The sequence below is a fragment of the Mycolicibacterium sp. Y3 genome (assembly GCF_051188035.1).
GTDB classification, from domain to species: Bacteria; Actinomycetota; Actinomycetes; order Mycobacteriales; family Mycobacteriaceae; genus Mycobacterium; species Mycobacterium fluoranthenivorans.
Window position 1 is genome coordinate 2,129,299 of the sequence record NZ_JAVQLT010000001.1, and the last position, 26,055, is coordinate 2,155,353.

Sequence of the window (26,055 nt, forward strand, 5' to 3'; positions counted from 1 at the left end):
CGTCGGCGCCGGACGGGACCACGGAGTGGCTGTGGGCCCCGTGACCGTCCGGCGCCGCCGCGCCCGAACAACCCGATTTCGATAGGAGACCCCCATGTTCGATCACCTCACGCCTGGCGAACGCCGCCATCTGGGCACCGCCACGCACGAGGCGAGCCACGCGGTCATCGCCGCGGTTCACGGCGGGACCATCGATCGCGCCGAGGTGCTGCGCGGTGGGCCTCGCACGACCGGCGAAGCTGTAGCGGGTTACACCCGCTACATGCCTTGGGAGGCCGCCGTGAAGCCCTACGTGCCGGTGATCACCGCGGCCGGAAGCGCCGGGGAGGCGGTATACGACAACGGCGGCAAACCGACGCTCACTCAGGTCATGAAGCTGCTGACAGCCAAAAATGTCCATGATCTCGACCAGATGACAAAGATGTCGCTGGCCAAGGGCCGTAACCCGCTCGCGGCCGTGGACGAGGTGCTGCCGCTAGTCAGTCGTTTGTGGCCGCAGATCGCGAAACTGAGCTTGGCCATGTTCCGCACCGGACCAATCGATCACCGGGCCGTGCTGGACGTCCTCAATATCCCCAGCCACGCCGAGCAGCACCGCTACGCAGCGGCCATCCGAGCCGGGGCGGAACCGGGCAAGCTCAGCGCCGGACGCCAGTTGTTCTAGCACGCCATCGCCGCGGGGCCTCGACGCGGCAATGACGACCCACCCGATCGCCAATTGATTCAAAACAACACCCCGAGGAGAACCCGCCAATGACCACAGCCGTGGTCCCCGTCACCGACGCCGATATTGATGCCGCCGTCCTGGCCGCACTCGCACCGACCGACGGCGAGATCGTCGCGTGGCGCAGCATTCGAGATCAGGTACCCGGCGATTGGTGGCGCCACGCCCAGGCCGTCACCCGGTTGTTCGAAAGCGGTGCGATCTATTGCATCAAAATCGGCGGCAAGAACTATCTGAGCTTGCAGCACGGAGCGAATGCGCCTGGCCCACAGCGGAACCCAAGAGATTTCCGGGTTATATAGAACGTGACCAAGGCGCTCGCACCCAAACCGATTCCGGCGGTGAGCACCCTCACCGCTGCCCGTGCCCTTCTCGCCGTTGCTGGCCGACGCCGACCCCAAACGCCGGCCGAATTGGCGGCACGACTCGTGCCCGGGTACCGCGTCACCCCGTCGATCGCCATGCTGTCTGATGTTCTGGAGCGGGCCGTCACCGAACCGGATGGTCGCTACATCGTCACGTGCCCGCCGCGCACCGGCAAGAGCGTCCTGGTGTCCCAGGTCTTACCGGTCCACGCGCTGATGGTGAACCCCGACACCGAGGTCATCGTCAAGTCCTATGGGGACGATCTCGCGGAGGAACACTCCGCAGCCGCGCGCCGCCTGGTGGCCGACCACCCTGACGTCGTCGGAATAGCGTTGGCCGCCGACAAGAAAGCCGTAGGCAGATGGCGCGTCGAGAGCCACCGTGGCGGCTTGCTCGCCGGTGGAATCCTCAGCAGCACCACGGGCTTTGGCTCGGACCTTCTGATCGTGGACGACCCCATCAAGGGCGCGCAGGAAGCCGACAGCGCTGCCTACCGCCGTCGCCTCATCGCCGAATTCCGGGCATCGTTGCTGACCCGGCTGATGCCTGGCGGCAGCGCCATCGTCGTACTGACCCGCTGGCACGAGCAGGACATCGCCGGTGAGCTATTGGCCGAACCAGGCAGCCGGTGGGAGCACATCAACATCCCGGCGGTGTCGACAGCGGGAGTGCCCGATGCTCTTGAACGGAAGACCTCCGGCGTGGCGATGGTGTCGGCCATCGGCCGCACCGCCGATGACTTCGCCGAAATCCGACGCGGTGTGGGCGAACGGGTCTGGGCGGCGATGTATCTCGGCGTGCCAAGCACGCCCGAGGGCGGGCTGATCAAGTCGGCTTGGATTGATCAGTGGCGGCTGCCCATCGCACCATCGGCCCCGATCAAGACAGTGGTCGGTGTCGACCCGGCCGACAGCGGCGAAGGCGACGAAACCGGCATCATCGCCGCATCACTGGCCGCCGACGCCACGGTGTCGATGATTGCCGACGCATCAGGGCACATGACCAGCGACCAGTGGGCCACCAAGGCCGTCCGGCTAGCACTGGATACCGGCGCCAGCGAGATCGCGGTGGAAGCCTTCGCCGCCGGGACCACCTACGTGCGCGTGGTCAGAGAGGCTCTGGCGCGCGCCAAGCCCGACCGCTATATCCCCGTGACCGCGTGGCCGCCGAAAGGCAGTGGACGCGGGCGTGGAGACGCTGCAGCCCGAGCTGCCGCACTACTCCAGGCGCTGGAGGTCGGGACCTTTCGGCTGGCCGGGCATCACCCAGACTGGGAACAGCAGGCGGTGCAGTGGCAATCCGGACAGCACCAGCCTGACCGAATCGCCGCCGCCATGATCGCCCACGACGTGCTGGCCCACGCCGCCGGAGCGCGCATGCAGATCGTCACCCCGATCGGCCAGCGCTTCGCCGACCGGTCGGCTGTCCCCAGCTCCGGTGGCCGGTCAATGGCGAGCTACAACAGTCCCTTGGCGCGGCGACTAGGGGATAGTCGATAGCCTCGTGTTCAGCTGCATCATTCCTTTGAGTCGCGCTAGTCTGCGCCGATGAGCGACGACGTCACACCATCCTGCCGACCTACTGCTTTGCCCGCGTGCGGCGACCAGGAGTGTCAATTCGCTGACCGGGACGGCAATTTCGCGCGGGCCGGTCGGGATCAACTACGTAGCTTCCTGACGACGCCGAACGAAGATCACCTGTCTGGGTGCCCATGTGATCGGTGTCGGCGCCGGGCTGAACCCTTCACTGATGCCGACGCCAGCAGCGTGGATATGCATCTTTCGGAGTGGGCTGCTGTCCTCTACGCGCTGGGAAAGGTAGAACTACACGGATGCACTGAGTGCGATGTATGCGGTGGGTGGGTTCCTCACCTCACCGATGCGCCGAATTCAACGCCGGGCACGTTGGCAAATGGGCGATGCCCCTATCACGGTGCCCTGCGGGTAGCGCGCGAACGTCCGCAGTATGAGCGAGTGCATCCATCGCCCCTAGACGACGAGCCTTGGTCGAACCTTTGATGTCGGCGCAGCGCGACCACGAGGCGTTGACGAATCCTCGCTCGCCGGAACTCCGACGTCAAACAGTCTCCGGCAATGTCCAGCCGTGCCTACCGGTAATAGTCGGCCCTAGTTCGTAGGGTTGGGCCCGTGCAACCCGAAACGCTCAAAGCAGACCTCGCTGAATTCGTCGCGTACCGCAGGGAACACCTTCTGGGTGACGAGAAAGGCGAGGCTCAGATCTTTCTGGATCGACTATTCAAGGCATTTGGTCTCGTCGGAGTGCGTGAAGCCGGAGCAACTCTTGAAGCGCGAATTAGAAAGGTGGAAGAGAAGAGAATCTCTTTCGCAGACCTGTTGTGGAAACCTCGCTGCATCATCGAAATGAAAAAGTCCGGATCTGATCTCTCGAAACACTTCAGGCAAGCGTTTCAATATTGGCTCGGAGCAGTGCCGAATCGCCCCGAGTATGTAGTACTTTGCAACTTTGATGAATTCTGGATATACGATTTCAATAAGCAGCTTGAAGAGCCGATGGACCGGCTCCTACTCGAAGATCTCGTAAAGCGTCGCGATGTGCTGTCATTCCTACTGCCTAGTAACGAAAAGCCCCGCTTTGGCAACGATCTGGTCAAGGTGACACGTGATGCGGCCGCAGAAGTTTCTGGGGTATTTCGATCGATGACAGCTCGCGGTGTCTCCCGCACTGTGGCCCAACGCTTCGTTCTCCAGTCGGTTGTGGCGATGTTTGCCGAAGACATTGAACTGCTGCCGGACAAATTCTACTCGAACACCATCGAGGACGCCGCGTCAGGGCGTGAAGCATACGATTTGATTGGATCCCTTTTTCACGAGATGAACTCCCCGGGCCGAACGGCCGGTGGGCGTTTCGCAGGAACCCCATTTTTCAACGGAGGATTGTTCGACACAATAGCGTCCATAGAAATGACCGATAGTGAACTCGCTGCAATGCGAACCGCCTCCAAGACGGATTGGTCCGACGTGCGTCCCGAGATTTTCGGCACCTTATTCGAGACGTCGATGGAACTTGGGCAGCGGCATGCATATGGTGCGCACTTCACGTCTCAGGCGGACATTTCACGAGTTGTGATCCCCTGCATTGTCGACCCCTGGACAGAAAAGATCGAAGCGGCGAGGACGATAGCTGAACTTGAGGCAATCCGGTTCAGCATGGGAAGCTACCGTGTCTTGGACCCCGCATGCGGATCAGGAAACTTCCTCTATGTCGCATATCGAGAGATGCGGCGACTGGAGGCCGAGGTTAAGAATCGGATTCGAGCGCGTCAGCGATCCAAACAGGATCAGGTGATGATCTCGTACGTCACTCCAGATCATTTTCTTGGAATTGACAGTAATCCCTTTGCGGTCGAGGTTGCAAAGGTGACAATGATGATGGCTAAGAAACTCTCTGCAGACGAACTTGACGAAGACACAGAGGCGCTGCCTCTCGACAATCTTGACAAGTTCATTTTCTGCGGTGATGCGCTTTTCGTGCCTTGGCCAAAGGCTGATGTCATCATTGGGAATCCTCCCTATAACGGGAGGCGGAATATGTTGAAGGAATTGGGGGCCGACTACTGCTCACGACTGGACGAGAAGTATCCGAATCCCGGTGTTAGCGACCTTGTCTCGTATTGGTTTCCGTTGGCGCAGAAGACGCTATCCGATGGCGGCAGAGCCGGGTTTGTCGCGACACAGGCAATTCGTAACGGCGATTCCCGTCGTACATCGCTTGAAGCAGTGGTAAATGACGGAGGTGTCATCTTTAACGCCGTTTCGGCAATGCCTTGGTCGGGTGACGCTGTCGTGGAGGTATCGATAGTGAATTGGGTGAAAGGTACGGAATACGCTCCCACCTCCAAGGTCTTGTGGCTGGACAACGGCGAGCGTCAACTGAAGCTCGACGTGATCGCACCGACACTGCGACCATCCACTGATGTCCGTGCGGCGGTTTCGTTACAGCAGAACAAGATGCCGAAGCGAATCTTCCAAGGTCAAACCACCGGCGCCATAGACGTGTTTCGCCTCAGCGCGGTGGATGCCGCAATGCTGGTGGAGAAAGATCCGCGTTCGCGCCCGTATCTCCATCCCGTCCTGGGCGGAAAAGTACTACTCCACTCGTTGGTGCCATCCAACTTCGTCATCGACCTTCCGCATGTGGACGCTCTCGAGGCCTCCACCAGCGCGCCGGGCGCATTCACTCGGCTTCGCAAGTTTGTGCTGCCCGAGCGCCAGGCCGCCGCTGATGCAGAAGCTGCCGCCAATGCACCCATCTTGGCAAGGAACCCAAGGGCGAGAGTTAATCGGCATAACGCAAACTTCCTCAGCAAATGGTGGCAGCACGCGTACAGGCGAGCCGAGATGGTCGAAGCGATCAGTTCGCTGTCCCGGTACATCGCGACTTCCCGGGTCGCGCTGGATGAACGAATCTCTGTATTTCAATTCGTTGATTCGGCCATTCGACCTGACGACTCTATGTCGGTAATTGCTTTGGATGACGACTACTCGCTCGGCATTGTCTCGTCCGAGCTGCATAGGACGTGGTTCGATGAGCGATGCTCGAAAATGAGGGTGGATCCTCGCTATACGTCCACGACGGTCTGGGACTCGTTCCCCTGGCCGGTACACCCGTCGAAGTCGACCGTTACGAAGGTAGCTAGGGCGATGGCTGATATTACGGAGTACCGGGCCGCGCGACTCGCAGAGGGCATCACTCTTGGCGAGCAGTACGACGTGTTGCGAGAACCGGGGAAATCCGTGTTGCGCGACATGCACGCGGTCCTCAACGCGGCGGTTCTCGACGCCTACGGTTTCAACCCAGACGAAGATTTACTTGCGCAGTTGTTGGAGCTGAACCTTGCCGCCGCGGCCAACGCCGAATTGGTGACTCCGCCGGGAGGAGGCGGAAGACCTGAATCAATAATCACGACATACCGTCTGACTGCAGAGCCGCTGTAGCTGCGGGTAATCCGAGGCTCGGACCTAGCTAGCTTTTTCGCGATCTACTCTCAGACTTGCCCGGTGGTAGCGCGGCGATGGGCCCCGGCGGGTCGCCGGTTCGTCGTAAACCTGCGATGGCGGCCGGAGGCTTGGTTTGCGGGAGAGCCTTCTTCGCCGTCGTCTGGTCTGCGAGCTCGTCGAGGAGGTCGCGTGGCCAAACTTCATCGGGATACATGACTTGGACACCGTCGACCGTGTGCCCCACCGGAAAGCCGCTGTCTTGGGTCATCAGGTATTGGCAACCCAACCGAACCGCCGCTGCGAGATGCGTCGCGTCAGCTCCACCGAGCTTTTTTCCCTTGGCCGCGTACGGCTGCCATTTCCGTGCCAGTTTCGCCGCCTCTCGGGCGAGAAATCGGTCAACTTCTGTCCACCGCGTAGATTTCGCTGTGAACCAGCCCCGGACTAGATCCTGCACTGTTTCGTCGCCGTCGCGAACCAACGAAATGCAGTTCACCTCAGCTTCGATGAGAGCAGATGCCGCGAGCACAACACGGTCGTCATTTACTGCGTCAAGCAATACCTTGGCGCTTTCCCAGCGGGGGCGTTGTGTCTTCGGGTGTGGCTGGGTTTCTTTGGCCAGCAGGTCGAGATACACACTTGTATCGACATAAATGAGCGGCGGAGAAGCCTTCACGGGTTGTTTACTCACCCCGTATCCGATCCACGAATTCATCGACTGAGATGTCGGCGAATGCGTCAGATGCTGCGCCTAGTAGAAGATCGGTCGACGGTCGCCCGCTATCGTCCTCGGGCATCAACTCGACGCGATCGATGTTCATCGCAATCGCTTGACCGCGCTCATTTCGGCGAATCTTTCCGCCAACTGCGACGCGGTGACGCCAAGCGGAGCGGACCTCTTCAACCATACGTTCAGGCACCCATCCGCTGATGACATCACCGCGTGTCTCGTCTCGAATGGTCAGGCCGACACCGGAGTTCTTCTCGCGAAGACCGAACAGCTTGCCCGTAATCGCGCCGTACGAGATTTCGAACGGCTGTACAGCCGCCTCGGCGTTCTGTTGTACCCGCTCGTTCAGCTTGACCCGCTGTCCGCGCTCGCCGTTGTACGCGGCGAGGGACACCGTCTGGACCCCGTGGCTTGGTGTCGACAGCTCGGCAAGCCGAGTTACCGTCCTTGGCTTGAATAGTCGTGGCACGGTTGGCTCACTTTGCAATACCCTCGCGCCATTCACGAGCGCGGTAACCGGGACCAGCATGTCGGAGAAATCGCGCTTGCTTGGTACATTCCTGGCCTCAAGCTTCACGATCAGATTGCTATAACGCCTTTGAACGCCTGCCAGCACCCAGGTCGCACGAGTCTGATGCTCAACGTAAACCTCGTCGATCTCTCTCAGAGAGCGCACGATCTCATCAAGGGTATGCGTGAACCGCGACACCTCGGCCCGTTCACGCCCCTGGTGCAGTGTCACCTCGAGACCGGTGGCTGCCATTCGTCAAACCTAACTGCAACCGGTGACTATGGGAGCACATACGGATACCAGGCAGGAAACGCTGGCCCCGGCACGCCGAGATCTACCAGCAGACGGTGTGGGTCGGTGGGAGGATACTCACGCCCATGACCGACACATGGACGACGCGAGACCTGCCCGTTCTCAGGGCGGCAGTCGAGTTGTACGACCAGACGGGCCGTAATGCCCGCGCAACTGAACTCGAAAACGCATGCGGCTTTGACAAGGACACCGTGCAACGGGCGCTACGCGCCCTCTACAGGGAGCCGTTTTTTGAGAAGGGGATGCAGGCTTTCGGCGGAGACATCCTCGCGGTCGGTCCGCCGACCGGTGCCGCTATGCGAGTCAGCGGACTGTGGCCGTCGCCGGAGGTCCAAGTCGAACGGTTGGTCGCCGCATTCACGGCAGCCGCCGACGACGAATCACTCCCCGAGGTGGAGCGTAGCCGTGCCAAGCAGGTCGGGCTGTGGCTGACCGGCGCGCTGTCCCAGGTCGCGATCGGAGCGCTTGGGGGCGCTGGGGGCAACCTCATGACCGGGTAGGCGGAGGCGACCGGTTATCAGTAAGGCTTGTCGGCGGTCGATCGCATAATGGTGCCCGTGACTACTCATGACAAATTGACCGTCCTGGAGGCGGCGCTCCAGCTATTGGACCAGAATGGCCGCGCCGTCACATTCGAAGCCATGGCGACAAGATTCGACGTCGATGAAGAAACGGCGAAGGTGGAGCTGCTACCGCTCATCGCCGAGTACTTCGAGATCAGCTTGCCTGGCGACGACGGGATCATCGTCCTCAAGAAGCCGACCGCCGAGGCGCGCGGATTTTTTGGGAGATAACGCCATTCGGGCCGATCGAACGTATTGCCCGAATATTGCCCGTGTCACCAGAAAACAGGCTCTGATGTGGTGCCCCCGGCAGGATTCGAACCTGCGGCCTTCTGCTCCGGAGGCAGACGCTCTATCCCCTGAGCTACGGGGGCGCGTGAAACTCGCGCCGTTAGGGCTTTGTCAGACTAGCGGAGCAAGACTAGCGCATGGGAGCGCGCCCCCGTGAATCGGAATGGATTCGGGTGCTGACCACCCCAGACCATAGGATGGACCCCTGTGACACCCGCCGACCTGGCTGCCCTGCTCAAGACCACCGCCGCCGCGGTCCTGGCCGAACACGGCCTGGACACCGCCGCGCTGCCCGAAACGGTGACCGTCGAGCGCCCGCGCAACCCCGAACACGGCGACTACGCCACCAACGTCGCACTTCAGCTCGCCAAGAAGGTCGGTGCCAATCCTCGTGAGCTGGCCGGCTGGCTGGCCGAGGCGCTGACCGCCGCCGACGGGATCGCCGCCGCCGAGGTGGCGGGCCCTGGCTTCGTCAACCTGCGGATCGAGGCCGGTGCCCAAGGCGTCGTCGTCACCAACGTGCTGACCGCCGGCGCCGCCTACGGGCACTCGGTCGATCTGGACCTGAAGATCAACCTGGAATTCGTCTCGGCCAACCCGACCGGGCCCATCCACATCGGTGGCACCCGCTGGGCCGCCGTCGGCGACGCCCTGGGCCGCTTGCTGACCACCCAGGGTGCCGAGGTCACCCGCGAGTATTACTTCAACGACCACGGCGGCCAGATCGACCGCTTCGCCCGCTCGCTGGTGGCCGCGGCCATGGGCGAACCCGCGCCCGAAGACGGCTATGCCGGCAGCTATATCAACGAGATCGCCGCAGCCGTGCTCGCCAAGGCGCCCGACGCGTTGAGCCTGCCCGCCGACGAGCGGCAGGAGAAGTTCCGGGCGATCGGCGTGGACCTGATGTTCACCCACATCAAGAAGTCGCTGCACGACTTCGGCACCGACTTCGACGTCTATACCCACGAAGACTCGATGCACACCTCCGGCCGGGTCGACCAGGCCATCGCGAAACTGCGGGAAAACGGTGCCATCTACGAGAAGGACGGCGCAACGTGGTTGCGCACCACCGAGTTCGGTGACGACAAGGACCGGGTCGTCATCAAGAGCGATGGCCATCCCGCTTATGTCGCCGGCGATCTCGCGTACTACCTGGACAAGCGCGCACGCGGCTTCGACCTGTGCATCTACATGCTCGGTGCGGACCATCACGGCTACATCGCCCGGCTCAAGGCGGCCGCCGCCGCCCTCGGCGACGATCCGGACACCGTCGAGGTGCTGATCGGACAGATGGTCAACCTGGTCCGCGATGGCCAGCCGGTCCGGATGAGCAAGCGCGCCGGCACTGTGATCACCCTGGACGACCTGGTCGACGCCATCGGGGTGGACGCCGCCCGGTATGTGCTGATCCGGTCCTCGGTCAACAGCCCGATCGATATCGACTTGGCGTTGTGGTCCTCGGCATCCAGCGAGAACCCGGTCTACTACGTGCAATACGCGCACGCCCGGCTCTCGGCTCTGGCCCGCAGCGCCGCCGACCTGGGCCTGGCCGCCGACACCGCACACCTGGAACTGCTCAGCCACGACCGTGAAGCCACCCTGATGCGCACCATCGGTGAGTTCGGCCGGGTGCTCAAAACCGCAGCCGCACTTCGGGAACCACACCGGGTGTGCCGGTACCTGGAGGACCTGGCCGGTGACTACCACCGGTTCTACGACTCCTGTCGGGTGCTGCCCCAGGGCGACGAAAAGCCGGCAGAGCTCCATTCGGCCCGACTGGCGCTGTGTGAGGCAACCCGCCAGGTCATCGCCAACGGTCTGGCGATCCTCGGCGTCAGTGCGCCGGAGCGGATGTGAGTGCGCAGGCCGCCGGTGCTGCCGTGCCGGAGAAGCCGCAGACACCTGACGAGATCCTGCTTCTGGCCCCGAATGTCTGGCCGCGCAACCTGGCTCGAGGTGCCGATGGTGTCGTCTCGATTGCCGGGGTGACGGTCACCGACTTGGCCGCACAGTTCGGCACCCCGTTGTTCGTCATCGATGAGGACGATTTCCGCTCGCGTTGCCGGGATATCGCCGCGGCGTTCGGTGGCGGTGAGTACGTGCACTACGCGTCGAAAGCGTTCCTGTGCACCGAGATCGCCCGCTGGGTGAAAGCCGAGGGTCTGTCGCTGGATGTCGCCACTGGTGGTGAGCTGGCCGTCGCGCTGCACGCGGACTTCCCGGCCGAGCGGATCACCGTGCACGGCAACAACAAGTCCGTGGACGAGCTCAGTATGGCGGTGAAGGCCGGGGTCGGGCATATCGTGCTGGACTCGGAGATCGAGATCGAGCGCCTCGATGCCATCGCCGGTGCGGCGGGCATCGTCCAAGACGTGTTGGTGCGGGTCACCCCCGGAGTCGAGGCGCACACGCACGAATTCATCTCCACCGCGCACGAGGACCAGAAGTTCGGGCTGTCGCTGGCCAGCGGCGCCGCCTTGGACGCGGTACGCCAGGTGTTCGCCACCGACAACCTGCGCCTGGTCGGCCTGCACTGCCACGTCGGCTCGCAGATCTTCGACGTCTCCGGCTTCGAGATCGCCGCGCGTCGCCTGATCGGGCTGCTCCGCGATGTGGTCGCCGAGTTCGGCGTGGACAAGACCACGCAGATGAACATCCTCGATCTCGGTGGGGGACTGGGCATCTCCTACGTGCCGTCCGATGATCCGCCGCCGATGCAGGAGCTGGCCGACAAGCTCAAGGCGATCGTGAAGAACGAATCGGCGGCCGTCGGGCTGCCCACGCCGAAGCTCGTGGTCGAGCCGGGCCGGGCCATCGCGGGGCCGGGCACGATCACCCTCTACGAGGTGGGCACCGTCAAGGATGTCGCCATCAGCGACGCCGCGCAGCGGCGCTATGTCAGCGTCGACGGTGGGATGAGCGACAACATCCGGCCCGCGCTGTATGACGCCGAGTACGACACGCGGCTGGTGTCGCGGGTCAGCGATGCCCCGGCCGCGCTGGCGCGAATCGTCGGAAAGCACTGCGAGAGCGGCGATATCGTGGTCCGTGATACCTGGGTGTCCGATGACATCACCCCCGGTGATCTGTTGGCGGTGGCCGCGACCGGCGCCTACTGCTATTCGATGTCAAGCCGGTACAACCTGGTGACCCGGCCGGCTGTGGTCGCCGTCCGCGAGGGCAGGGCCCGGCTGATTCTGCGGCGGGAAAGCGTCGACGATCTATTGAGTTTGGAGGTGAGCGGCGAATGAGCAAGAAGGACAAGCCCATCGGCGTAGCGGTATTGGGTCTGGGCAATGTGGGCACCGAGGTGGTGCGCATCATCAACGAAAGCGCTCCGGACCTGGCCGCCCGCATCGGCGCGCCACTGGAACTGCGCGGTGTGGGGGTCCGCACCGTCTCCGCCGACCGCGGGGTGCCGATCGAGTTGCTCACCGACGATATCGACGCCCTGGTCTCCCGCGATGACGTCGATATCGTCATCGAGCTGATGGGCCCCGTCGAACCGGCGCGCAAGGCCATCCTCAAAGCGCTGGAGACCGGCAAGTCCGTCGTCACCGCGAACAAGGCGCTGATGGCCCAGTCCACCGGCGAACTTGCCCAGGCGGCCGAAAAGGCGCGTGTCGACCTGTATTTCGAGGCAGCGGTGGCCGGTGCGATCCCGGTGATCCGGCCGCTGACCCAGTCGCTGGCCGGTGACACCGTGCTGCGGGTGGCCGGCATCGTCAACGGCACCACGAACTACATCCTCAGCGCCATGAACGACACCGGTGCCGACTACGCCAGCGCGCTCGCCGATGCCAGCGCCCTGGGTTACGCGGAGGCCGACCCCACCGCCGATGTTGAGGGCTACGACGCCGCCGCGAAGGCGGCGATTCTGGCGTCGATCGCCTTCCACACCCGGGTCACCGCAGACGACGTGTATCGCGAGGGCATCACCAAGGTCAGCGCCGCCGATTTCGAGTCGGCCAGGGCGCTGGGTTGCAATATCAAGCTGCTGGCCATCTGCGAGCGGCTGACCAACGACGAAGGGCAGCAGCGGGTTTCGGCCCGCGTCTATCCCGCGCTGGTGCCTCTGGAGCACCCGCTGGCCACCGTCGGCGGGGCCTTCAACGCCGTGGTGGTCGAAGCTGAGGCCGCCGGTCGGCTGATGTTCTACGGGCAGGGTGCCGGCGGGGCGCCGACCGCGTCCGCGGTGATGGGCGATGTCGTGATGGCGGCCCGCAACCGGGTTCAGGGTGGCCGTGGCCCGCGTGAGTCCAAGTACGCAGAGTTGCCCATCGCGCCGATCGGCTTCATCCCCACGCGCTACTACGTGAGCATGAACGTCGCCGACAAACCGGGCGTGCTGTCCTCGGTGGCGGCCGAGTTCGGCAAGCGCGAGGTCAGTATCGCCGAGGTGCGCCAGGAGGGCACCGTCGACGAGGACGGGCAGCGCCACGGTGCCCGCATCGTCGTCGTCACCCACAAGGCCACCGACGCCGCACTGTCGGAAACCGTTGCCGCTCTTGCCGACCACGACGCCGTGGAGCGCATCAACAGCGTGCTGCGACTGGAAGGAACCGCAGAATGAGCAAGACCGCCGAGGCGAGCGAAGCGACGGGGACCGGACCCGTGCACATCCCCTGGCCCGGTCTGATCGCCGCGTACCGGGACCGGTTGCCGGTCACCGACGAATGGACGCCGGTCACCCTGCTGGAGGGCGGCACCCCGCTGATCCATGCCAAGCGACTGTCCGAGCAGACCGGCTGCACGGTGCACCTGAAGGTCGAAGGACTCAACCCGACAGGGTCGTTCAAAGACCGCGGGATGACCATGGCGGTCAGCGATGCGCTGGCCCGCGGGCAGAAGGCGGTGCTGTGCGCCTCGACGGGTAACACCTCCGCGTCGGCCGCCGCCTATGCCGCCAAAGCCGGCATCACCTGCGCGGTGCTGGTACCCCAGGGCAAGATCGCGATGGGCAAGCTGGCCCAGGCAGTCATGCACGGCGCCAAGATCATTCAGGTCGACGGCAACTTCGACGACTGTCTTGAGCTGGCCCGCAAGCTGACGGCGGACTTTCCGTCCATCGCCCTGGTGAACTCGGTGAACCCGGTGCGCATCGAGGGGCAGAAGACCGCGGCCTTCGAGATCGTCGACGCGCTCGGTACCGCACCGGACGTGCACTCGTTGCCGGTCGGCAATGCCGGGAACATCACCGCCTACTGGCGTGGGTACAGCGAGTATCATCGTGATGGCGTGAGCGACCGCCTGCCGCGGATGCTGGGCACCCAGGCCGCCGGTGCCGCGCCGCTGGTGTCGGGCCAGCCGGTCAGCCATCCGGAGACGATCGCCACCGCCATCCGGATCGGTTCACCGGCGTCCTGGAATTCGGCCGTCGAGGCGCAGCAGCAGTCCAACGGCCGGTTTGTGGCGGCCACCGACGAGGAGATTCTGGCGGCGTACCACCTGGTGGCCCGCGCCGAGGGCGTTTTCGTCGAGCCGGCATCGGCGGCCAGCATCGCCGGGCTGCTCAAGTCGATCGAGGACGGCTGGGTCAAGCCCGGTTCCACGGTGGTGTGCACGGTGACGGGCAACGGTCTCAAGGACCCCGACACCGCCCTCAAGGGCATGCCGCCGGTGACACCGGTGCCGGTTGATCCGGTGGCCGTCGTCGAGAAGCTCGGCCTGGTCTGACGGGCGGACGAACTCTCGTGACCCAGATTCTGCGGGCCGGGTTGACGGCCTCGTCCGCTGTGGCGGCCTCCAGTGCCAACCTCGGACCCGGCTTCGACAGTCTCGGTCTCGCGCTCGGTCTGTACGACGAAATCTTCGTGGAGACAACGGAATCCGGCCTCAAGATCGATGTCGAAGGGCAGGGCGCCGGTCAGGTTCCGCTGGACGAATCGCACCTGGTGGTGCGGGCCATCAATCGTGGCCTGGCGGCAGCCGGCCTGCAGGTCGGCGGGTTGAAGGTGACCTGCCGCAACGTGATCCCGCATTCGCGTGGGCTGGGATCCTCGGCGGCAGCCGTGGTGGGCGGATTGGCCGTCGTCAATGGGCTTGCCGTGCAAGTAGGTTCGCCGGAACTGAGCCGCGATGAACTGGTGCAGTTGTCTTCGGAGTTCGAGGGGCACCCCGACAACGCAGCGGCTGCCGTGCTCGGCGGCGCGGTGGTGTCCTGGACCGTTTCAGGGGACCGGGGCCAGCGAAGCGACGGGGAAATCGGCACGGGCGAGCGAAGCGACGGGGGCAAGGCCTGTCCGGCTCGTTACGGCGCCGCCCAGCTGGACCTGCACCCGGATATCCGGTTGTTCCCCGCGATCCCGGAGAACCGGTCATCGACGGCCGAAACCCGCGCCGTGCTACCCACGCAGGTGCCCCATACCGACGCCCGGTTCAACCTCAGCCGCGCGGCGATGCTTGTGGTGGCCCTCACTCAACGGCCCGATCTGTTGTTGGAGGCGACCGAGGACCGGCTGCATCAGCCGCAGCGGGCGCCGTCGATGCCGGCATCGGCGGAATATCTCGCGGCCTTGCGGCGGTTGAACATACCAGCGGTGCTTTCAGGAGCCGGACCTGCGGTGATAGCTCTGACCAACGGGACGGATCTACCGGAGAAGGCTCTGGAGTTCGGCGCCGCGAAGGGATTCGCCGTCACCGAAATGTCGGTGGGCCACGGTGTTCGCTGGTCACCCGGCATCGCCTGAAACGCCGCTTCGGGATAACACGCGAAACAGGCGTTTCTTGCTTCCGGCAGTGATGCGAGTTATTCTCGCAATTGTCCAGCAATCGCAGCGTCTCTAGCTGCGCCGACACTAGGACGACTACCTCATCTTCTCGTATTTCACTCGTGGGCTGACGGTCCTCCGCATGGCGGCGAATCCTGGTGGTCATCGTTGCAATGGTGACGGTGGCGCCGTGGAAGACAACGCAATCGGCTGTTTGGCTGACTGCACATGACCTTCGGGGACCCCTCGCGTCGGATGGACGGCGAGGAAAGAAAGGAAATCCGTGACTGATACGGACCTCTTCACGACAAGCGACAGCGACGTGGCCGTCGCCGCGCAACCAGTCGTGGAAACCACCGATGCGCCCAGTACGGGCGCTACTCGCGGTGGCCGTGGCGGCTCGCTCACGTCGATGCTGCTCCCGGACCTGCGCGCACTGGCCAATGAGGCCGGCGTCAAGGGCACGTCCGGTATGCGCAAGAGCGAACTCATCTCTGCCATCAAGGAAATCCGCAGCGGGGGTGGCGGCACGGCCGCTGCAGCCGACGCGGCACCAGCGGCAAAGGCCGCGAGCGCCCCTGCCGCTGCAGCCGATGCGCCGGAGCAGACCGAACGGCCGCGGCGTGAGCGCCGCGGCGCTTCCCGGGGTACGGGCGCGCCCGCCGCAGCGCAGGAGCCTGCGTCGCAGGACAGTGCCGAGGCCGGCCCGGACACCGCACCCAAGCCGGACGTCGAGTCCAAGCAGGCCGCCGCACCCAAGCAGGACGCCGCACCCAAGCAGGACGCCGAGGCGAAGAGCCAGGACGCGCCGGCTGGTGACGCGACACCTCGTGAAGAGGTGAAGTCCGCTGGCCAGGACAAGCAGGACAAGGCCGAGGGCGCCGGCAGCGGCGACCAGCAGCACGGCGGTCAGCAGAACCGCAACCAGAACCGCAACAACAACCGCGGCGACAACAACAACCGCGGTGAGAACAGCAACCGCGGCGAGAACAACAATCGCGGCGACAACAGCGGCGATGACGATGACGACAGCCGCCAGGGCCGGCGCGGACGCCGGTTCCGGGATCGCAGGCGCCGTGGCGAGCGCACCGGCGACGGTCCGGGCAGCTCCGGCGGCGGGGGAGACCGCGACACCGAGTTGCGCGAGGACGACGTCGTCCAGCCGGTCGCCGGCATCCTCGACGTGCTCGACAACTACGCATTCGTCCGCACCTCCGGCTACCTGGCCGGCCCCAACGACGTCTACGTGTCGATGAACATGGTGCGCAAGAACGGCCTGCGCCGCGGCGATGCCGTGACCGGCGCGGTGCGCGTCGCCCGTGAGGGTGAAGGCGGCGGCGGAAACAACCCGCGCCAGAAGTTCAACCCACTCGTGCGGTTGGACACCGTCAACGGTGGTCCGGTCGAGAACGCCAAGAATCGGCCCGATTTCACCAAGCTGACGCCGCTCTACCCGAACCAGCGGCTGCGCCTGGAGACCACGCCCGAGCGGCTGACCACCCGGGTGATCGACCTGATCATGCCGATCGGCAAGGGCCAGCGCGCCCTGATCGTGTCCCCGCCCAAGGCCGGTAAGACGACGATCATGCAGGACATCGCCAACGCGATCTCCACCAACAACCCGGAATGCCACCTCATGGTCGTGCTCGTCGACGAGCGCCCCGAAGAGGTCACCGACATGACCCGCTCGGTCAAGGGTGAGGTCATCGCCTCGACCTTCGACCGGCCGCCGTCAGACCACACCCAGGCCGCCGAGTTGGCCATCGAACGGGCCAAGCGCCTGGTCGAACAGGGCAAGGACGTCGTGGTGCTGCTCGACTCGATCACCCGGTTGGGCCGCGCATACAACAACGCGTCGCCGGCCTCGGGTCGCATCCTGTCCGGTGGTGTGGATTCCACCGCGCTGTACCCGCCCAAGCGGTTCCTCGGCGCGGCCCGCAATATCGAGCACGGTGGCTCCCTGACGATCATCGCCTCGGCGCTGGTCGAGACCGGCTCCACCGGTGACACCGTGATCTTCGAGGAGTTCAAGGGCACCGGCAACGCCGAGCTGAAGCTCGACCGCAAGATCGCCGAGCGTCGGGTGTTCCCCGCCGTCGATGTCAATCCGTCCAACACCCGCAAGGACGAGCTGCTGATGTCGTCCGAGGAGTTCGCAATCGTGCACAAGCTGCGCCGGGTGCTCTCCGGGCTGGACTCGCATCAGGCCATCGACCTGCTGATGAGCCAGCTGCGTAAGACCAAGACCAACTACGAGTTCCTGGTCCAGGTTTCCAAGAACGCGCCCGGTAGCAACGGCGACGACTAGTCCGCGCCGATCGACCGACAAAAGAGTCCCGCTTCGTGAGAAGCGGGACTCTTTTGTCGATTCGGCTTATGCGGGAGCGCTGCGCAGCGCGGGCATGAGATAGCGCCGAATATGGGTGAGTAGCTGATTCGAGTCGCCGGGATCGAGCGTGTCGCCCGGGACGGTGGCCAGCGAGATCACTACGCGCGCCACCCATTCGGAGGCTTCCGCGATGACGACGTCCGGGTGGATCTCGCCCTTCTCGCGCGCGGCGATCAGGTAGCGGGACCAGAAGCTCGCCAGGTCGGGCACCAGACCCTGTACACCGGCGCCCGCACACGCGGCGAACTCATCGGGCTCGTCGATCCGCAGCTTCATCAGGAGTGCGCCCGGGTCGTCATACGCGGTGCGGCCGTGCCGGATACCCGCGGCAATCTGCTGATCCAGGCCCTCGACCTGCTCCAGGACAGCGTGCGCCTCGGACCAGTACGCCTCGTTGAGGCGGACGATCGCGGCGCCCAGCAGGGTCACCTTGTCGGGGAAGTGTCGGTACAGCCAGCCGCGGGACACCCCTGCGCCCTCGGCCACCTCGGAGACGGTGGTGGCCCGGATGCCCTTGGCGCGCAGGCAGACTTCGGCGGCGTCGATCAGCCGATCACGAACGCCGCGAGCGGTGGTGGTGCTGGTGGTGCTCGTCAAAGGTGCCGGCTCCTGGTCATATGTACGGGGTGGGGCTGTACTGATTGTGCCAATGGCGGCGCGGCTGTGGTGCACACCCTCCGCCATGGTAGACACTTTCACAAATATGTTCACCGTCGTCGAGAGGGTCAGCTGTGGCCGACACGCTCCAGCAGTTGTTGCGCGAACGGGCCGACCAGGACACCGTCGCGGTCAAACACGGCGACCGGAGCTGGACCTGGCGTGCGCACGTGGCAGACGCCACGCGGCAAGCCGCGGCACTCATCGGACGTGCGGATCCGGAGCGGCCGATGCATGTCGGCGCGCTGCTGGGCAACACCCCCGACATGCTCACCGCGCTCGCGGCGGCCGCACTCGGGGGATATGTGCTGTGCGGCGTCAACACCACGCGGCGCGGTGACGCACTGGCCCGCGATATCGCGAAGGTCGACACCCAGATCCTGATCACCGATGCGGAGCACAAGCCGTTGCTCGACGGGATCGATCTGGCCGGCGTCACGGTGTACGACACCGGCAGCGACGAGTGGGCGCAGCTCCTGGCCGGGGCCCCGGACCTCACACCGCACAAAGAGGTCACCGCCGACGACACGTTCATGATGATCTTCACCTCGGGAACCAGTGGCGATCCCAAGGCCGTCGAGGTGCCCCATGCGACGGTGCTCTTCGCGGGCAGTGCCCTGGTGCAGCGCTACGAACTGGACTCGACCGACACCTGTTACCTGTCCATGCCGCTGTTCCACTCCAACGCCGTCTACGCCGGATGGAGCGTGGCGCTCAACGCTGGGGCCGCGATGGCGCCCGCGACCTTCTCCGCCTCGGGTTTCCTGCCCGATATCCGCCGCTACGGGGCCACCTACATGAACTACGTCGGCAAGCCGCTGGCCTACATCCTGGCGACCGCCGAACAACCCGACGACGCCGACAACACGTTGCGCGTGGCCTTCGGCAACGAGGCGGCCGACCGCGATATCGATGCGTTCAGCCGCCGCTTCGGCTGCACCGTCTGGGACGGGTTCGGCTCCACCGAGACCGCCGTGATCATCACCCGCACCGAGGACTGCCCGGCCGGTTCCATCGGCAAGGGCTTCCCGGGGGTGGCGATCTACCACCAGGAGACCGGGGAACCGTGCGCCGTCGCGCGCTTCGACGACACCGGTGCGCTGATCAACGCCGACGAAGCCACCGGTGAACTGGTCAACACCTCGGGCAGCGGGCTGTTCCGCGGCTACTACAACGACAAGTCCGCCACCGACGAACGGATGCGCGGCGGCGTGTACTGGTCCGGCGACCTGGCCTACCAGGACGCGGACGGCTGGATCTACCTGGCGGGTCGCACCGCGGACTGGATGAGGGTGGACGGCGAGAACCTGACCAGCGGCCCGATCGAGCGGATCCTGCTGCGACTGCCCGCGGTCAACCGGGTCGCCGTCTATCCGGTGCCCGACGAGCTGGTCGGTGACCAGGTGATGGCTGCCGTGGTGCTGGGCGACGGCGCGGAACTGACGCCCGCGGAATTCAGCGAGTTCCTGGCCGCCCAGCCCGATCTCTCGCCGAAGGCCTGGCCGCGCTACCTGTGGATCGCGGCGGATCTGCCGAGCACGGCGACCAACAAGATCCTCAAACGCGAGCTGGTCGCGATGGGCACCGATCCGCAGGGCCGGACCATCTGGAGGCGTGACGGCACCGCGTATGCGGCGCACCTCGGATAGCGGCGCGGGACCGGGAATAGCGGCCGGTGATCGTGCGTTTTCGCACTTGACGGTTGACCTGGCATAATGGACCGTCGACCCTCGGTTCCGGTTCACGTCCGTACGTCCTCAGGTCAGAGGCGGGCGACCCGGCGGCCAACGATTGAAGAGGAAAACCATGAAATCGGGTATCCACCCCAACTATGTCGAGACCTCCGTGGTCTGCGGCTGCGGCAACACCTTCACCACCCGCAGCACCAAGGACAGCGGCCACATCGTGGTCGAGGTCTGCTCGCAGTGCCACCCGTTCTACACCGGTAAGCAGAAGATCCTCGACAGCGGCGGCCGCGTGGCCCGCTTCGAGAAGCGGTACGGCAAGCGCAACACCAAGGCTGCTGCCGACAACTAGCTGTCCCATCGGCGCCCGTTCTGTCAGATTCTTGTCAGGCCGGGCGCCGATCTGCGTTTACTGGAGGTCACGATGACCGGTTCACCTTCTCCGATCGAAGCGTTGCTGACCGAGCATGCCGATCTCGAACGCCAGCTCGCCGACCCTGCGCTGCACGCCGATGCCGGTGCGGCACGACGTGTCGGTCGTCGTTTCGCGCAGGTGTCCCCGATCGTGTCGACCTACCGCAAGTTGGAGGCCGCCCGCGGCGACCTGGAGGCCGCCCGCGAGCTCGCCGCCGAGGATGAGGCGTTCGCCGCCGAGGTGCCCGAGCTGGCTGCCCGGGTCGACGAACTCGACGCCCGGCTCGTCGACCTGCTCGCCCCGCGCGATCCGCACGATGCCGACGATGTCGTGCTCGAAGTGAAGTCCGGTGAAGGTGGCGAGGAATCGGCGCTGTTCGCCGCCGACCTCGCGCGGATGTACATCCGCTACGCCGAGCGGCACGGCTGGACGGTCACGGTCCTCGACGAGACCTGGTCGGACCTGGGCGGTTACAAGGACGCCACCATCACCATCGCCAGTAAGGGCGATTCCGCCGACGGTGTGTGGGCCCGGATGAAGTTCGAGGGCGGCGTGCATCGCGTGCAGCGCGTCCCGGTCACCGAATCCCAGGGCCGGGTGCACACGTCGGCCGCCGGCGTGCTGGTCTATCCCGAGCCCGAAGACGTCGAGGCCGTACAGATCGACGAGTCCGATCTGCGTATCGACGTCTACCGGAGTTCAGGGAAGGGCGGCCAAGGAGTTAATACCACCGACTCGGCGGTCCGGATCACCCACCTGCCCACCGGCATCGTCGTCACCTGCCAGAACGAGCGCTCACAGCTGCAGAACAAGGCCCGCGCCATGGTGGTGCTCGCCGCCCGGCTGCAGGCGCTCGCCGAGGAGCAGGCGTCGGCGGACGCGTCGGCCGACCGGGCCAGCCAGATCCGCACCGTCGACCGCAGCGAGCGGATCCGCACCTACAACTTCCCGGAGAATCGGATCGCCGACCACCGCATCAACTTCAAGGCACACAACCTCGATCAGGTGCTCGACGGTGATATGGACGCGTTGCTCGACGCCTTGGCCGCCGCCGACAAGCAGGCGCGCCTGCAACAGGCATGAGCCCCACGGTCCGGCAGGCGATCACTGACGCGACCGCCACGCTGTCGGCCGCCGGTATCGATTCCGCGCGTGCGGATGCCGAGTCGCTTGCCGCCCACGTCGCCGGTGTGGATCGTGGCAGGCTCGCGGTATTCGAACCGGATCCCGGATTCATCGACCGCTACCGCTCCCTGGTGTCCCGTCGTGCGCTGCGAATTCCGTTGCAGCACATCGTCGAAACCGCAGCGTTTGGTCCGCTGATACTGCATGTCGGGCCCGGGGTGTTCATCCCGCGCCCGGAGACCGAGGCGCTGCTGGAATGGGCGCAGGCCCAGCCACTGCCGGCCGATGCGGTGATCGTCGACCTGTGCACGGGGTCGGGCGCACTCGCGTTGGCGCTGGCTCGGCACCGGCCGGACGCCCGGGTCATCGCGGTGGAGGATTCCGCCGAGGCGTTGCGCTACGCCGAGTTGAACTGCCGTGGCACGGCGGTGCAGCTCATCCGTGCCGACGTCACCGCCGACGGCCTGCTGGCCGAACTCGACGGAGCCGTCGATCTCATCGTCAGCAATCCGCCCTACATCCCGCTCGGTGCCGAGCTGGATCCCGAAGTCGCAGAACATGATCCGGAGCACGCCCTGTTCGGCGGAGCGGACGGCATGTCGGTCATCGGGCCGATCGTGACAGCGGCGGCCCGGCTCCTGCGGCCGGGTGGACGAATCGGCGTCGAACACGACGACACCACCTCATCCGCCACGGTCGAACTGTTCGACCGGTCGGCGGCATTCACCGACATCACCGCCCGCCGAGATCTCACCGGGCGGCCCCGCTTCGTGACGGCTACCAGGAACGGGTGAGAGGCTGACGTTATGTCTGAGCTGTTTGACTGCGCCGACCCCGATCAGCGTGCCACCGGGCTGGCCTCCGCGATAAGCGCCGCCAAGGGCGGCCGGCTGGTCGTCCTGCCCACCGACACCGTCTACGGCATCGGTGCCGATGCCTTCGACGGCGACGCGGTGGCCGCGCTGCTGGCCGCCAAAGGCCGCGGCCGGGATATGCCGGTTGGTGTGCTGGTCGGTTCCTGGCACACGATCGACGGTCTGGTGTACGCGGTGCCGCCGGCGGCGCGCGAGCTGATCCAGGCGTTCTGGCCCGGCGCGCTGAGCCTGGTGGTGCGGCACGCCCCGTCCCTGCAATGGGACCTGGGCAACTCGGCCGGCACCGTGATGTTGCGTATGCCGTTGCATCCGGTGGCCATCGAGCTGCTGCGCGAGGTCGGGCCGATGGCCGTGTCCAGCGCCAACATCTCGGGTAGCCCGGCCGCGGTGACAGCTCAGGAGGCCCGGAGTCAACTGGGGGAGCGGGTCGAGGTCTACCTGGACGCCGGTTCGTCCCCGCAGGGTGCGGCGTCGACGATCGTCGACCTCACCAGCGAGAGCCCCCGGGTGCTGCGCGAAGGACCCGTCAGCGTCGCCGATATCGCCAAGGTGCTCGGTGCCGAACCCGAGACTCTGCTGGGTTGATCTCCCGGGTCGCTGCGCTCCAGCCCGCCGAATCTGACCCTCAGCTTCGTCGCGTACGGTTCACCGGGTGGTGAACGTAGCCGTGCTGGCGTTGTCGGACCGGGGCGCCGGGGTCCCGCTGCGGGAGCTCGCCCTGGTCGGTCTCACCGCCGCGATCATCACGTACTTCGCCACCGGCTGGGCCCGGGTGATCGCCACTCGGGTCGGCGCGGTCGCCTATCCGCGGGAACGCGATGTCCATCTGCAGCCGACCCCCCGGATGGGTGGGTTGGCCATGTACATCGGGGTGGCCGCCGCCATCCTGCTGGCGTCGCAACTACCGGCGCTGAACCGGGGTTTCGTCTATTCCACCGGTATGCCCGCCGTCGTCGTCGCGGGCGGGCTCATCATGCTCGTCGGCCTGATCGACGACCGGTGGGGGCTGGACGCACTGACCAAATTCGCCGGCCAGATCACCGCCGCCAGTGTGCTGGTGACGATGGGGGTGGCGTGGAGCGTCCTCTACATCCCGATCGGCGGGGTGGGCACGCTGGTCCTCGATCAAGTCACCTCGATCCTGCTGACCCTGGCGCTGACGGTGTCGATCGTCAATGCGATGAACTTCGTCGACGGGCTCGACGGGCTGGCGGCCGGCCTCGGGTTGATCACCGCACTGGCCATCTGCATCTTCTCCGTCGGGCTGCTGCGTGACCACGGCGGCGACGTCCTGTTCTATCCGCCCGCGATGATCTCGGTGGTGCTGGCCGGCGCGTGCCTGGGCTTCCTGCCGCACAACTTCCACCGCGCCAAGATCTTCATGGGTGACTCGGGCTCGATGCTGATCGGACTCATGCTGGCCGCGGCGTCGACGACGGCCGCGGGCCCGATCTCGCAGAACGCCTACGGTGCCCGCGACGTGTTCGCGCTGCTGTCGCCGTTCCTGCTGGTGGTCGCGGTCATGTTCGTGCCGGCCCTGGACATGCTGCTGGCGATCATCCGTCGCACCCGCAAGGGCCTGAGCCCGTTCAGCCCCGACAAGATGCACCTGCATCACCGTTTGCTGCAGATCGGGCACTCGCATCGGCGGGTGGTTTTGCTCATCTACTTGTGGGTGGGAATCGTCGCGTTGGGAGCCGCGAGCACCATCTTCTTCGACCCTCGATACACCGGCGCGGTGATGCTGGCGGCCATCGTGGTCGCCGGCATCGTCACCCTGATTCCCCTGCTGCGGCGTAGGGAACAGTCCGTCGACTGACCGTCCGGAGGGTTTGTACGACAAAAAGTAGTAGGCCTGTTTTTGGGCCTCCTACCTTGTGGTACGGTTCTGCCCATAACCCGAAAAACCTCACGGGTTGCCGGCCCGGCGCGTCGGTCGAAAGACCGATTGGCACCGATTTACGACCGACAAAGGGAGCTACCCCTTGGGTGATTCCAGCGCGCCCGTCGCCCTCCGATACGCTCGGCGGGCACGCACAGGAATTTTGCAGGACAGATGAGTAACGCCCTCGACGACGCGGGATTGAGGTGAGCCAGGTGACGACGCCAGCGCAGGATGCGCCGTTGGTGTTCCCCTCCGTGGCATTTCGCCCGTTGCGTCTGCTCGTCGTCTGCCTCGTTCTCACCGCCCTGGCCATTCTTGCCGCCGGGTACACCGGTCACATCTTCTTCGGCGTCTTCTTCGGTGTCGGCCTCGGACTGGGTTTGCTCAACGCACTGCTGGTGCGCCGCGCCGTCGAGTCGATCACGGCGGAGGACCACCCACTCAAGAAGAAGATGGCCATAAACTCCGCGACGCGACTGTTGGTCATCACCGCCGTCGCACTGGCCGTCGCGATCGGCTTCAAAGCACACGGCGGGATCGCCGTCCTGTTCGGATTGGCGATCTTCCAGGCGCTGCTGGTGCTGTCCACCAGCCTGCCGGTGCTGAAGAAGATCCGCAAAGACGGACTGGACGTCCAAGGCACTCCCGACACCTCCGGCACGGAATCGAAGGATTGAGCTGACACAGATGAATGAGATCGTTCTCGCCGCTGAGGGCGCCGAGGGAGGCGGCGGCGCCGCCATCCACGTGGGGCACCACACGATGGTGTTCGAGTGGTTGGGCATGACGTTCAACGGCGACACCATCCTCGCGACCGCCATCACGGCCGTCATCATCATCGGGCTGGCTTTCGTGCTGAAGGCCAAGGTGACGTCGACGGGTGTGCCCGGCGGGGTGCAGCTGTTCTGGGAGGCACTGACCATCCAGATGCGCCAGCAGATCGAAGGGTCGATCGGCATGAAGATCGCCCCCTTCGTGCTGCCGCTGTCGGTGACGCTGTTCGCCTTCATCCTGGTCTCGAACTGGCTGGCCGTGCTCCCGCTGCAGTACGGCGGGGCCGACGGGGCCGCCGCCGAGTGGTACAAGCCGCCGGCCTCGGACATCAACTTCGTGTTGGCGCTCGCGCTGTTCGTGTTCCTCTGCTACCACGCGGCCGGCTTCTGGCGCCGCGGGCTCATCGGTCACCCGATCAAGGTGCTCAAGGGCCACGTCAGCATCCTGGCGCCGATCAACATCGTCGAGGAGATCGCCAAGCCGATCTCGCTGGCACTGCGACTCTTCGGCAACATCTTCGCCGGCGGCATCCTGGTGTCACTCATCGCGATGTTCCCCTGGTACATCCAGTGGGCTCCGAACGCCATCTGGAAGACGTTCGACCTCTTCGTCGGTCTGATCCAGGCCTTCATCTTCGCACTGCTGACGATCCTGTACTTCAGCCAGTCGATGGAGCTGGACCACGACGACCACGACACCAAAGAGAACGCGCACCACTGATCCACATCACGACCACTGCACTGAACCGTACGAACCAGAAGTCCTGGTGGCAACGCCACCAGCTATCAAGGAGGAAATAGGAATGGATGCAAACGCCCTCATCACGGCGGGTGCGCTGATCGGCGGCGGCCTGATCATGGGTGGCGGCGCGATCGGCGCCGGTATCGGTGACGGTATCGCCGGTAACGCGCTGATCTCCGGCATCGCCCGGCAGCCCGAGGCCCAGGGCCGGCTGTTCACCCCGTTCTTCATCACCGTCGGTCTGGTGGAAGCCGCTTACTTCATCAACCTGGCATTCATGGCGCTGTTCGTCTTCGCCACGCCGGCCTACACGGGCTAGTAAT

24 protein-coding genes and 1 tRNA gene are annotated in these 26,055 nt (G+C 65.1%); 21 read left to right on the top strand and 4 right to left on the bottom strand.

The annotated features are described in order from the left end of the window. Positions 1–94: 94 nt before the first annotated feature. From QN239_RS10450 to QN239_RS10465, 4 genes are all read left to right on the top strand, one after another. Positions 95–664: a hypothetical protein gene (locus QN239_RS10450; RefSeq protein WP_499010087.1), complete on the top strand. Its 570-nt coding sequence runs from the start codon at positions 95–97 to the stop codon at positions 662–664. 89 nt (positions 665–753) lie between these two features. Next, a complete protein-coding gene (locus QN239_RS10455; RefSeq protein ID WP_499010089.1) occupies positions 754–1,026 on the top strand; it encodes a hypothetical protein in 273 nt (90 codons plus the stop codon). Positions 1,027–1,185: 159 nt separating this feature from the next. After that, positions 1,186–2,589, top strand: coding sequence for a terminase large subunit domain-containing protein (locus tag QN239_RS10460; protein ID WP_499016695.1), 1,404 nt, complete (start codon positions 1,186–1,188; stop codon positions 2,587–2,589). 648 nt (positions 2,590–3,237) lie between these two features. Then, positions 3,238–6,066, top strand: a complete 2,829-nt coding sequence (locus tag QN239_RS10465; protein ID WP_499010090.1) for a DNA methyltransferase — start codon at positions 3,238–3,240, stop codon at positions 6,064–6,066. Between the two features lie 28 nt (positions 6,067–6,094). Here QN239_RS10465 and QN239_RS10470 read toward each other — a convergent pair whose 3' ends face one another. Together QN239_RS10470 and QN239_RS10475 are read right to left on the bottom strand one after the other, a co-directional pair. Beyond that, positions 6,095–6,760, bottom strand: a complete 666-nt coding sequence (locus QN239_RS10470) for a type II toxin-antitoxin system VapC family toxin (RefSeq protein ID WP_499010092.1) — start codon at positions 6,758–6,760, stop codon at positions 6,095–6,097. After that, positions 6,753–7,562, bottom strand: coding sequence for a hypothetical protein (locus QN239_RS10475; protein WP_499010094.1), 810 nt, complete (start codon positions 7,560–7,562; stop codon positions 6,753–6,755). Before QN239_RS10475 ends, QN239_RS10470 begins: the two co-directional genes overlap by 8 nt. 125 nt (positions 7,563–7,687) lie before the next feature. Here QN239_RS10475 and QN239_RS10480 point away from each other — a divergent pair, with 125 nt between their 5' ends. Further along, positions 7,688–8,122 carry a hypothetical protein gene (locus tag QN239_RS10480; protein WP_499010096.1) on the top strand — a complete coding sequence of 145 codons (435 nt, stop codon included), beginning with the start codon at positions 7,688–7,690 and terminating at the stop codon, positions 8,120–8,122. A gap of 57 nt (positions 8,123–8,179) precedes the next feature. Beyond that, positions 8,180–8,416 carry a hypothetical protein gene (locus QN239_RS10485; protein ID WP_499010097.1) on the top strand — a complete coding sequence of 79 codons (237 nt, stop codon included), beginning with the start codon at positions 8,180–8,182 and terminating at the stop codon, positions 8,414–8,416. A 67-nt stretch (positions 8,417–8,483) separates the two neighbouring features. On the opposite strand, the gene QN239_RS10490 is transcribed toward QN239_RS10485, so the two are convergent. Further along, positions 8,484–8,559 (bottom strand) — tRNA-Arg (locus QN239_RS10490). A 124-nt stretch (positions 8,560–8,683) separates the two neighbouring features. Between QN239_RS10490 and argS the strand changes: the two genes are divergently transcribed. From argS to rho, 6 genes are all read left to right on the top strand, one after another. Beyond that, positions 8,684–10,333, top strand: a complete 1,650-nt coding sequence (argS, locus tag QN239_RS10495; protein WP_499010099.1) for an arginine--tRNA ligase — start codon at positions 8,684–8,686, stop codon at positions 10,331–10,333. Next, entirely contained in the window at positions 10,330–11,727 is a 1,398-nt protein-coding gene (gene lysA, locus QN239_RS10500) for a diaminopimelate decarboxylase (RefSeq protein ID WP_499010101.1), read from the top strand. The genes argS and lysA overlap by 4 nt, the downstream gene beginning before the upstream one ends. Then, positions 11,724–13,049 (top strand): homoserine dehydrogenase, encoded by a 1,326-nt coding sequence (locus tag QN239_RS10505; RefSeq protein ID WP_499010102.1) that lies wholly within the window; start codon positions 11,724–11,726, stop codon positions 13,047–13,049. The genes lysA and QN239_RS10505 overlap by 4 nt, the downstream gene beginning before the upstream one ends. Beyond that, positions 13,046–14,152: a threonine synthase gene (thrC, locus tag QN239_RS10510; RefSeq protein WP_090363905.1), complete on the top strand. Its 1,107-nt coding sequence runs from the start codon at positions 13,046–13,048 to the stop codon at positions 14,150–14,152. Before QN239_RS10505 ends, thrC begins: the two co-directional genes overlap by 4 nt. Positions 14,153–14,169: 17 nt before the next feature. Beyond that, on the top strand, positions 14,170–15,165 hold the full coding sequence (gene thrB / locus QN239_RS10515) for a homoserine kinase (protein WP_499010104.1): 996 nt from the start codon (positions 14,170–14,172) through the stop codon (positions 15,163–15,165). A gap of 304 nt (positions 15,166–15,469) precedes the next feature. Then, positions 15,470–17,494, top strand: coding sequence for a transcription termination factor Rho (gene rho, locus QN239_RS10520; RefSeq protein WP_499010105.1), 2,025 nt, complete (start codon positions 15,470–15,472; stop codon positions 17,492–17,494). Between the two features lie 66 nt (positions 17,495–17,560). Here rho and QN239_RS10525 read toward each other — a convergent pair whose 3' ends face one another. Next, entirely contained in the window at positions 17,561–18,172 is a 612-nt protein-coding gene (locus QN239_RS10525; protein ID WP_499010107.1) for a TetR/AcrR family transcriptional regulator, read from the bottom strand. A gap of 134 nt (positions 18,173–18,306) precedes the next feature. On the opposite strand from QN239_RS10525, the gene fadD1 reads away from it, so the two are divergent. From fadD1 to QN239_RS10570, 9 genes are all read left to right on the top strand, one after another. Beyond that, positions 18,307–19,881: a fatty-acid--CoA ligase FadD1 gene (fadD1, locus tag QN239_RS10530; RefSeq protein WP_499010108.1), complete on the top strand. Its 1,575-nt coding sequence runs from the start codon at positions 18,307–18,309 to the stop codon at positions 19,879–19,881. A gap of 157 nt (positions 19,882–20,038) precedes the next feature. Continuing rightward, entirely contained in the window at positions 20,039–20,269 is a 231-nt protein-coding gene (gene rpmE, locus QN239_RS10535; protein ID WP_090363897.1) for a 50S ribosomal protein L31, read from the top strand. A gap of 72 nt (positions 20,270–20,341) precedes the next feature. Continuing rightward, positions 20,342–21,415, top strand: coding sequence for a peptide chain release factor 1 (gene prfA / locus QN239_RS10540; protein ID WP_499010110.1), 1,074 nt, complete (start codon positions 20,342–20,344; stop codon positions 21,413–21,415). After that, entirely contained in the window at positions 21,412–22,251 is an 840-nt protein-coding gene (gene prmC / locus QN239_RS10545) for a peptide chain release factor N(5)-glutamine methyltransferase (RefSeq protein ID WP_499010111.1), read from the top strand. The genes prfA and prmC overlap by 4 nt, the downstream gene beginning before the upstream one ends. A gap of 12 nt (positions 22,252–22,263) precedes the next feature. Continuing rightward, entirely contained in the window at positions 22,264–22,917 is a 654-nt protein-coding gene (locus QN239_RS10550; RefSeq protein ID WP_499010114.1) for an L-threonylcarbamoyladenylate synthase, read from the top strand. Between the two features lie 67 nt (positions 22,918–22,984). Beyond that, positions 22,985–24,151, top strand: a complete 1,167-nt coding sequence (locus tag QN239_RS10555; RefSeq protein WP_187096506.1) for a glycosyltransferase family 4 protein — start codon at positions 22,985–22,987, stop codon at positions 24,149–24,151. A gap of 278 nt (positions 24,152–24,429) precedes the next feature. Beyond that, positions 24,430–24,894 (top strand): ATP synthase subunit I, encoded by a 465-nt coding sequence (locus QN239_RS10560; RefSeq protein ID WP_499010115.1) that lies wholly within the window; start codon positions 24,430–24,432, stop codon positions 24,892–24,894. A gap of 10 nt (positions 24,895–24,904) precedes the next feature. Further along, on the top strand, positions 24,905–25,711 hold the full coding sequence (gene atpB / locus QN239_RS10565) for a F0F1 ATP synthase subunit A (RefSeq protein ID WP_499010117.1): 807 nt from the start codon (positions 24,905–24,907) through the stop codon (positions 25,709–25,711). A gap of 82 nt (positions 25,712–25,793) precedes the next feature. After that, a complete protein-coding gene (locus QN239_RS10570; protein WP_170847486.1) occupies positions 25,794–26,051 on the top strand; it encodes a F0F1 ATP synthase subunit C in 258 nt (85 codons plus the stop codon). Positions 26,052–26,055 lie beyond the last annotated feature (4 nt).

Coding starts and splice junctions, on each gene's coding strand:
- QN239_RS10570 (WP_170847486.1), top strand. CDS start 25,794: ATGGATGCAAACGCCCTCATCACGGCGGGTGCGCTGATCGGCGGCGGC.
- QN239_RS10550 (WP_499010114.1), top strand. CDS start 22,264: ATGTCTGAGCTGTTTGACTGCGCCGACCCCGATCAGCGTGCCACCGGG.
- QN239_RS10505 (WP_499010102.1), top strand. CDS start 11,724: ATGAGCAAGAAGGACAAGCCCATCGGCGTAGCGGTATTGGGTCTGGGC.
- thrC (WP_090363905.1), top strand. CDS start 13,046: ATGAGCAAGACCGCCGAGGCGAGCGAAGCGACGGGGACCGGACCCGTG.
- QN239_RS10460 (WP_499016695.1), top strand. CDS start 1,186: ATGCTGTCTGATGTTCTGGAGCGGGCCGTCACCGAACCGGATGGTCGC.
- atpB (WP_499010117.1), top strand. CDS start 24,905: ATGAATGAGATCGTTCTCGCCGCTGAGGGCGCCGAGGGAGGCGGCGGC.
- prfA (WP_499010110.1), top strand. CDS start 20,342: ATGACCGGTTCACCTTCTCCGATCGAAGCGTTGCTGACCGAGCATGCC.
- QN239_RS10455 (WP_499010089.1), top strand. CDS start 754: ATGACCACAGCCGTGGTCCCCGTCACCGACGCCGATATTGATGCCGCC.
- QN239_RS10450 (WP_499010087.1), top strand. CDS start 95: ATGTTCGATCACCTCACGCCTGGCGAACGCCGCCATCTGGGCACCGCC.
- rpmE (WP_090363897.1), top strand. CDS start 20,039: ATGAAATCGGGTATCCACCCCAACTATGTCGAGACCTCCGTGGTCTGC.
- prmC (WP_499010111.1), top strand. CDS start 21,412: ATGAGCCCCACGGTCCGGCAGGCGATCACTGACGCGACCGCCACGCTG.
- QN239_RS10480 (WP_499010096.1), top strand. CDS start 7,688: ATGACCGACACATGGACGACGCGAGACCTGCCCGTTCTCAGGGCGGCA.
- QN239_RS10475 (WP_499010094.1), bottom strand. CDS start 7,562: ATGGCAGCCACCGGTCTCGAGGTGACACTGCACCAGGGGCGTGAACGG.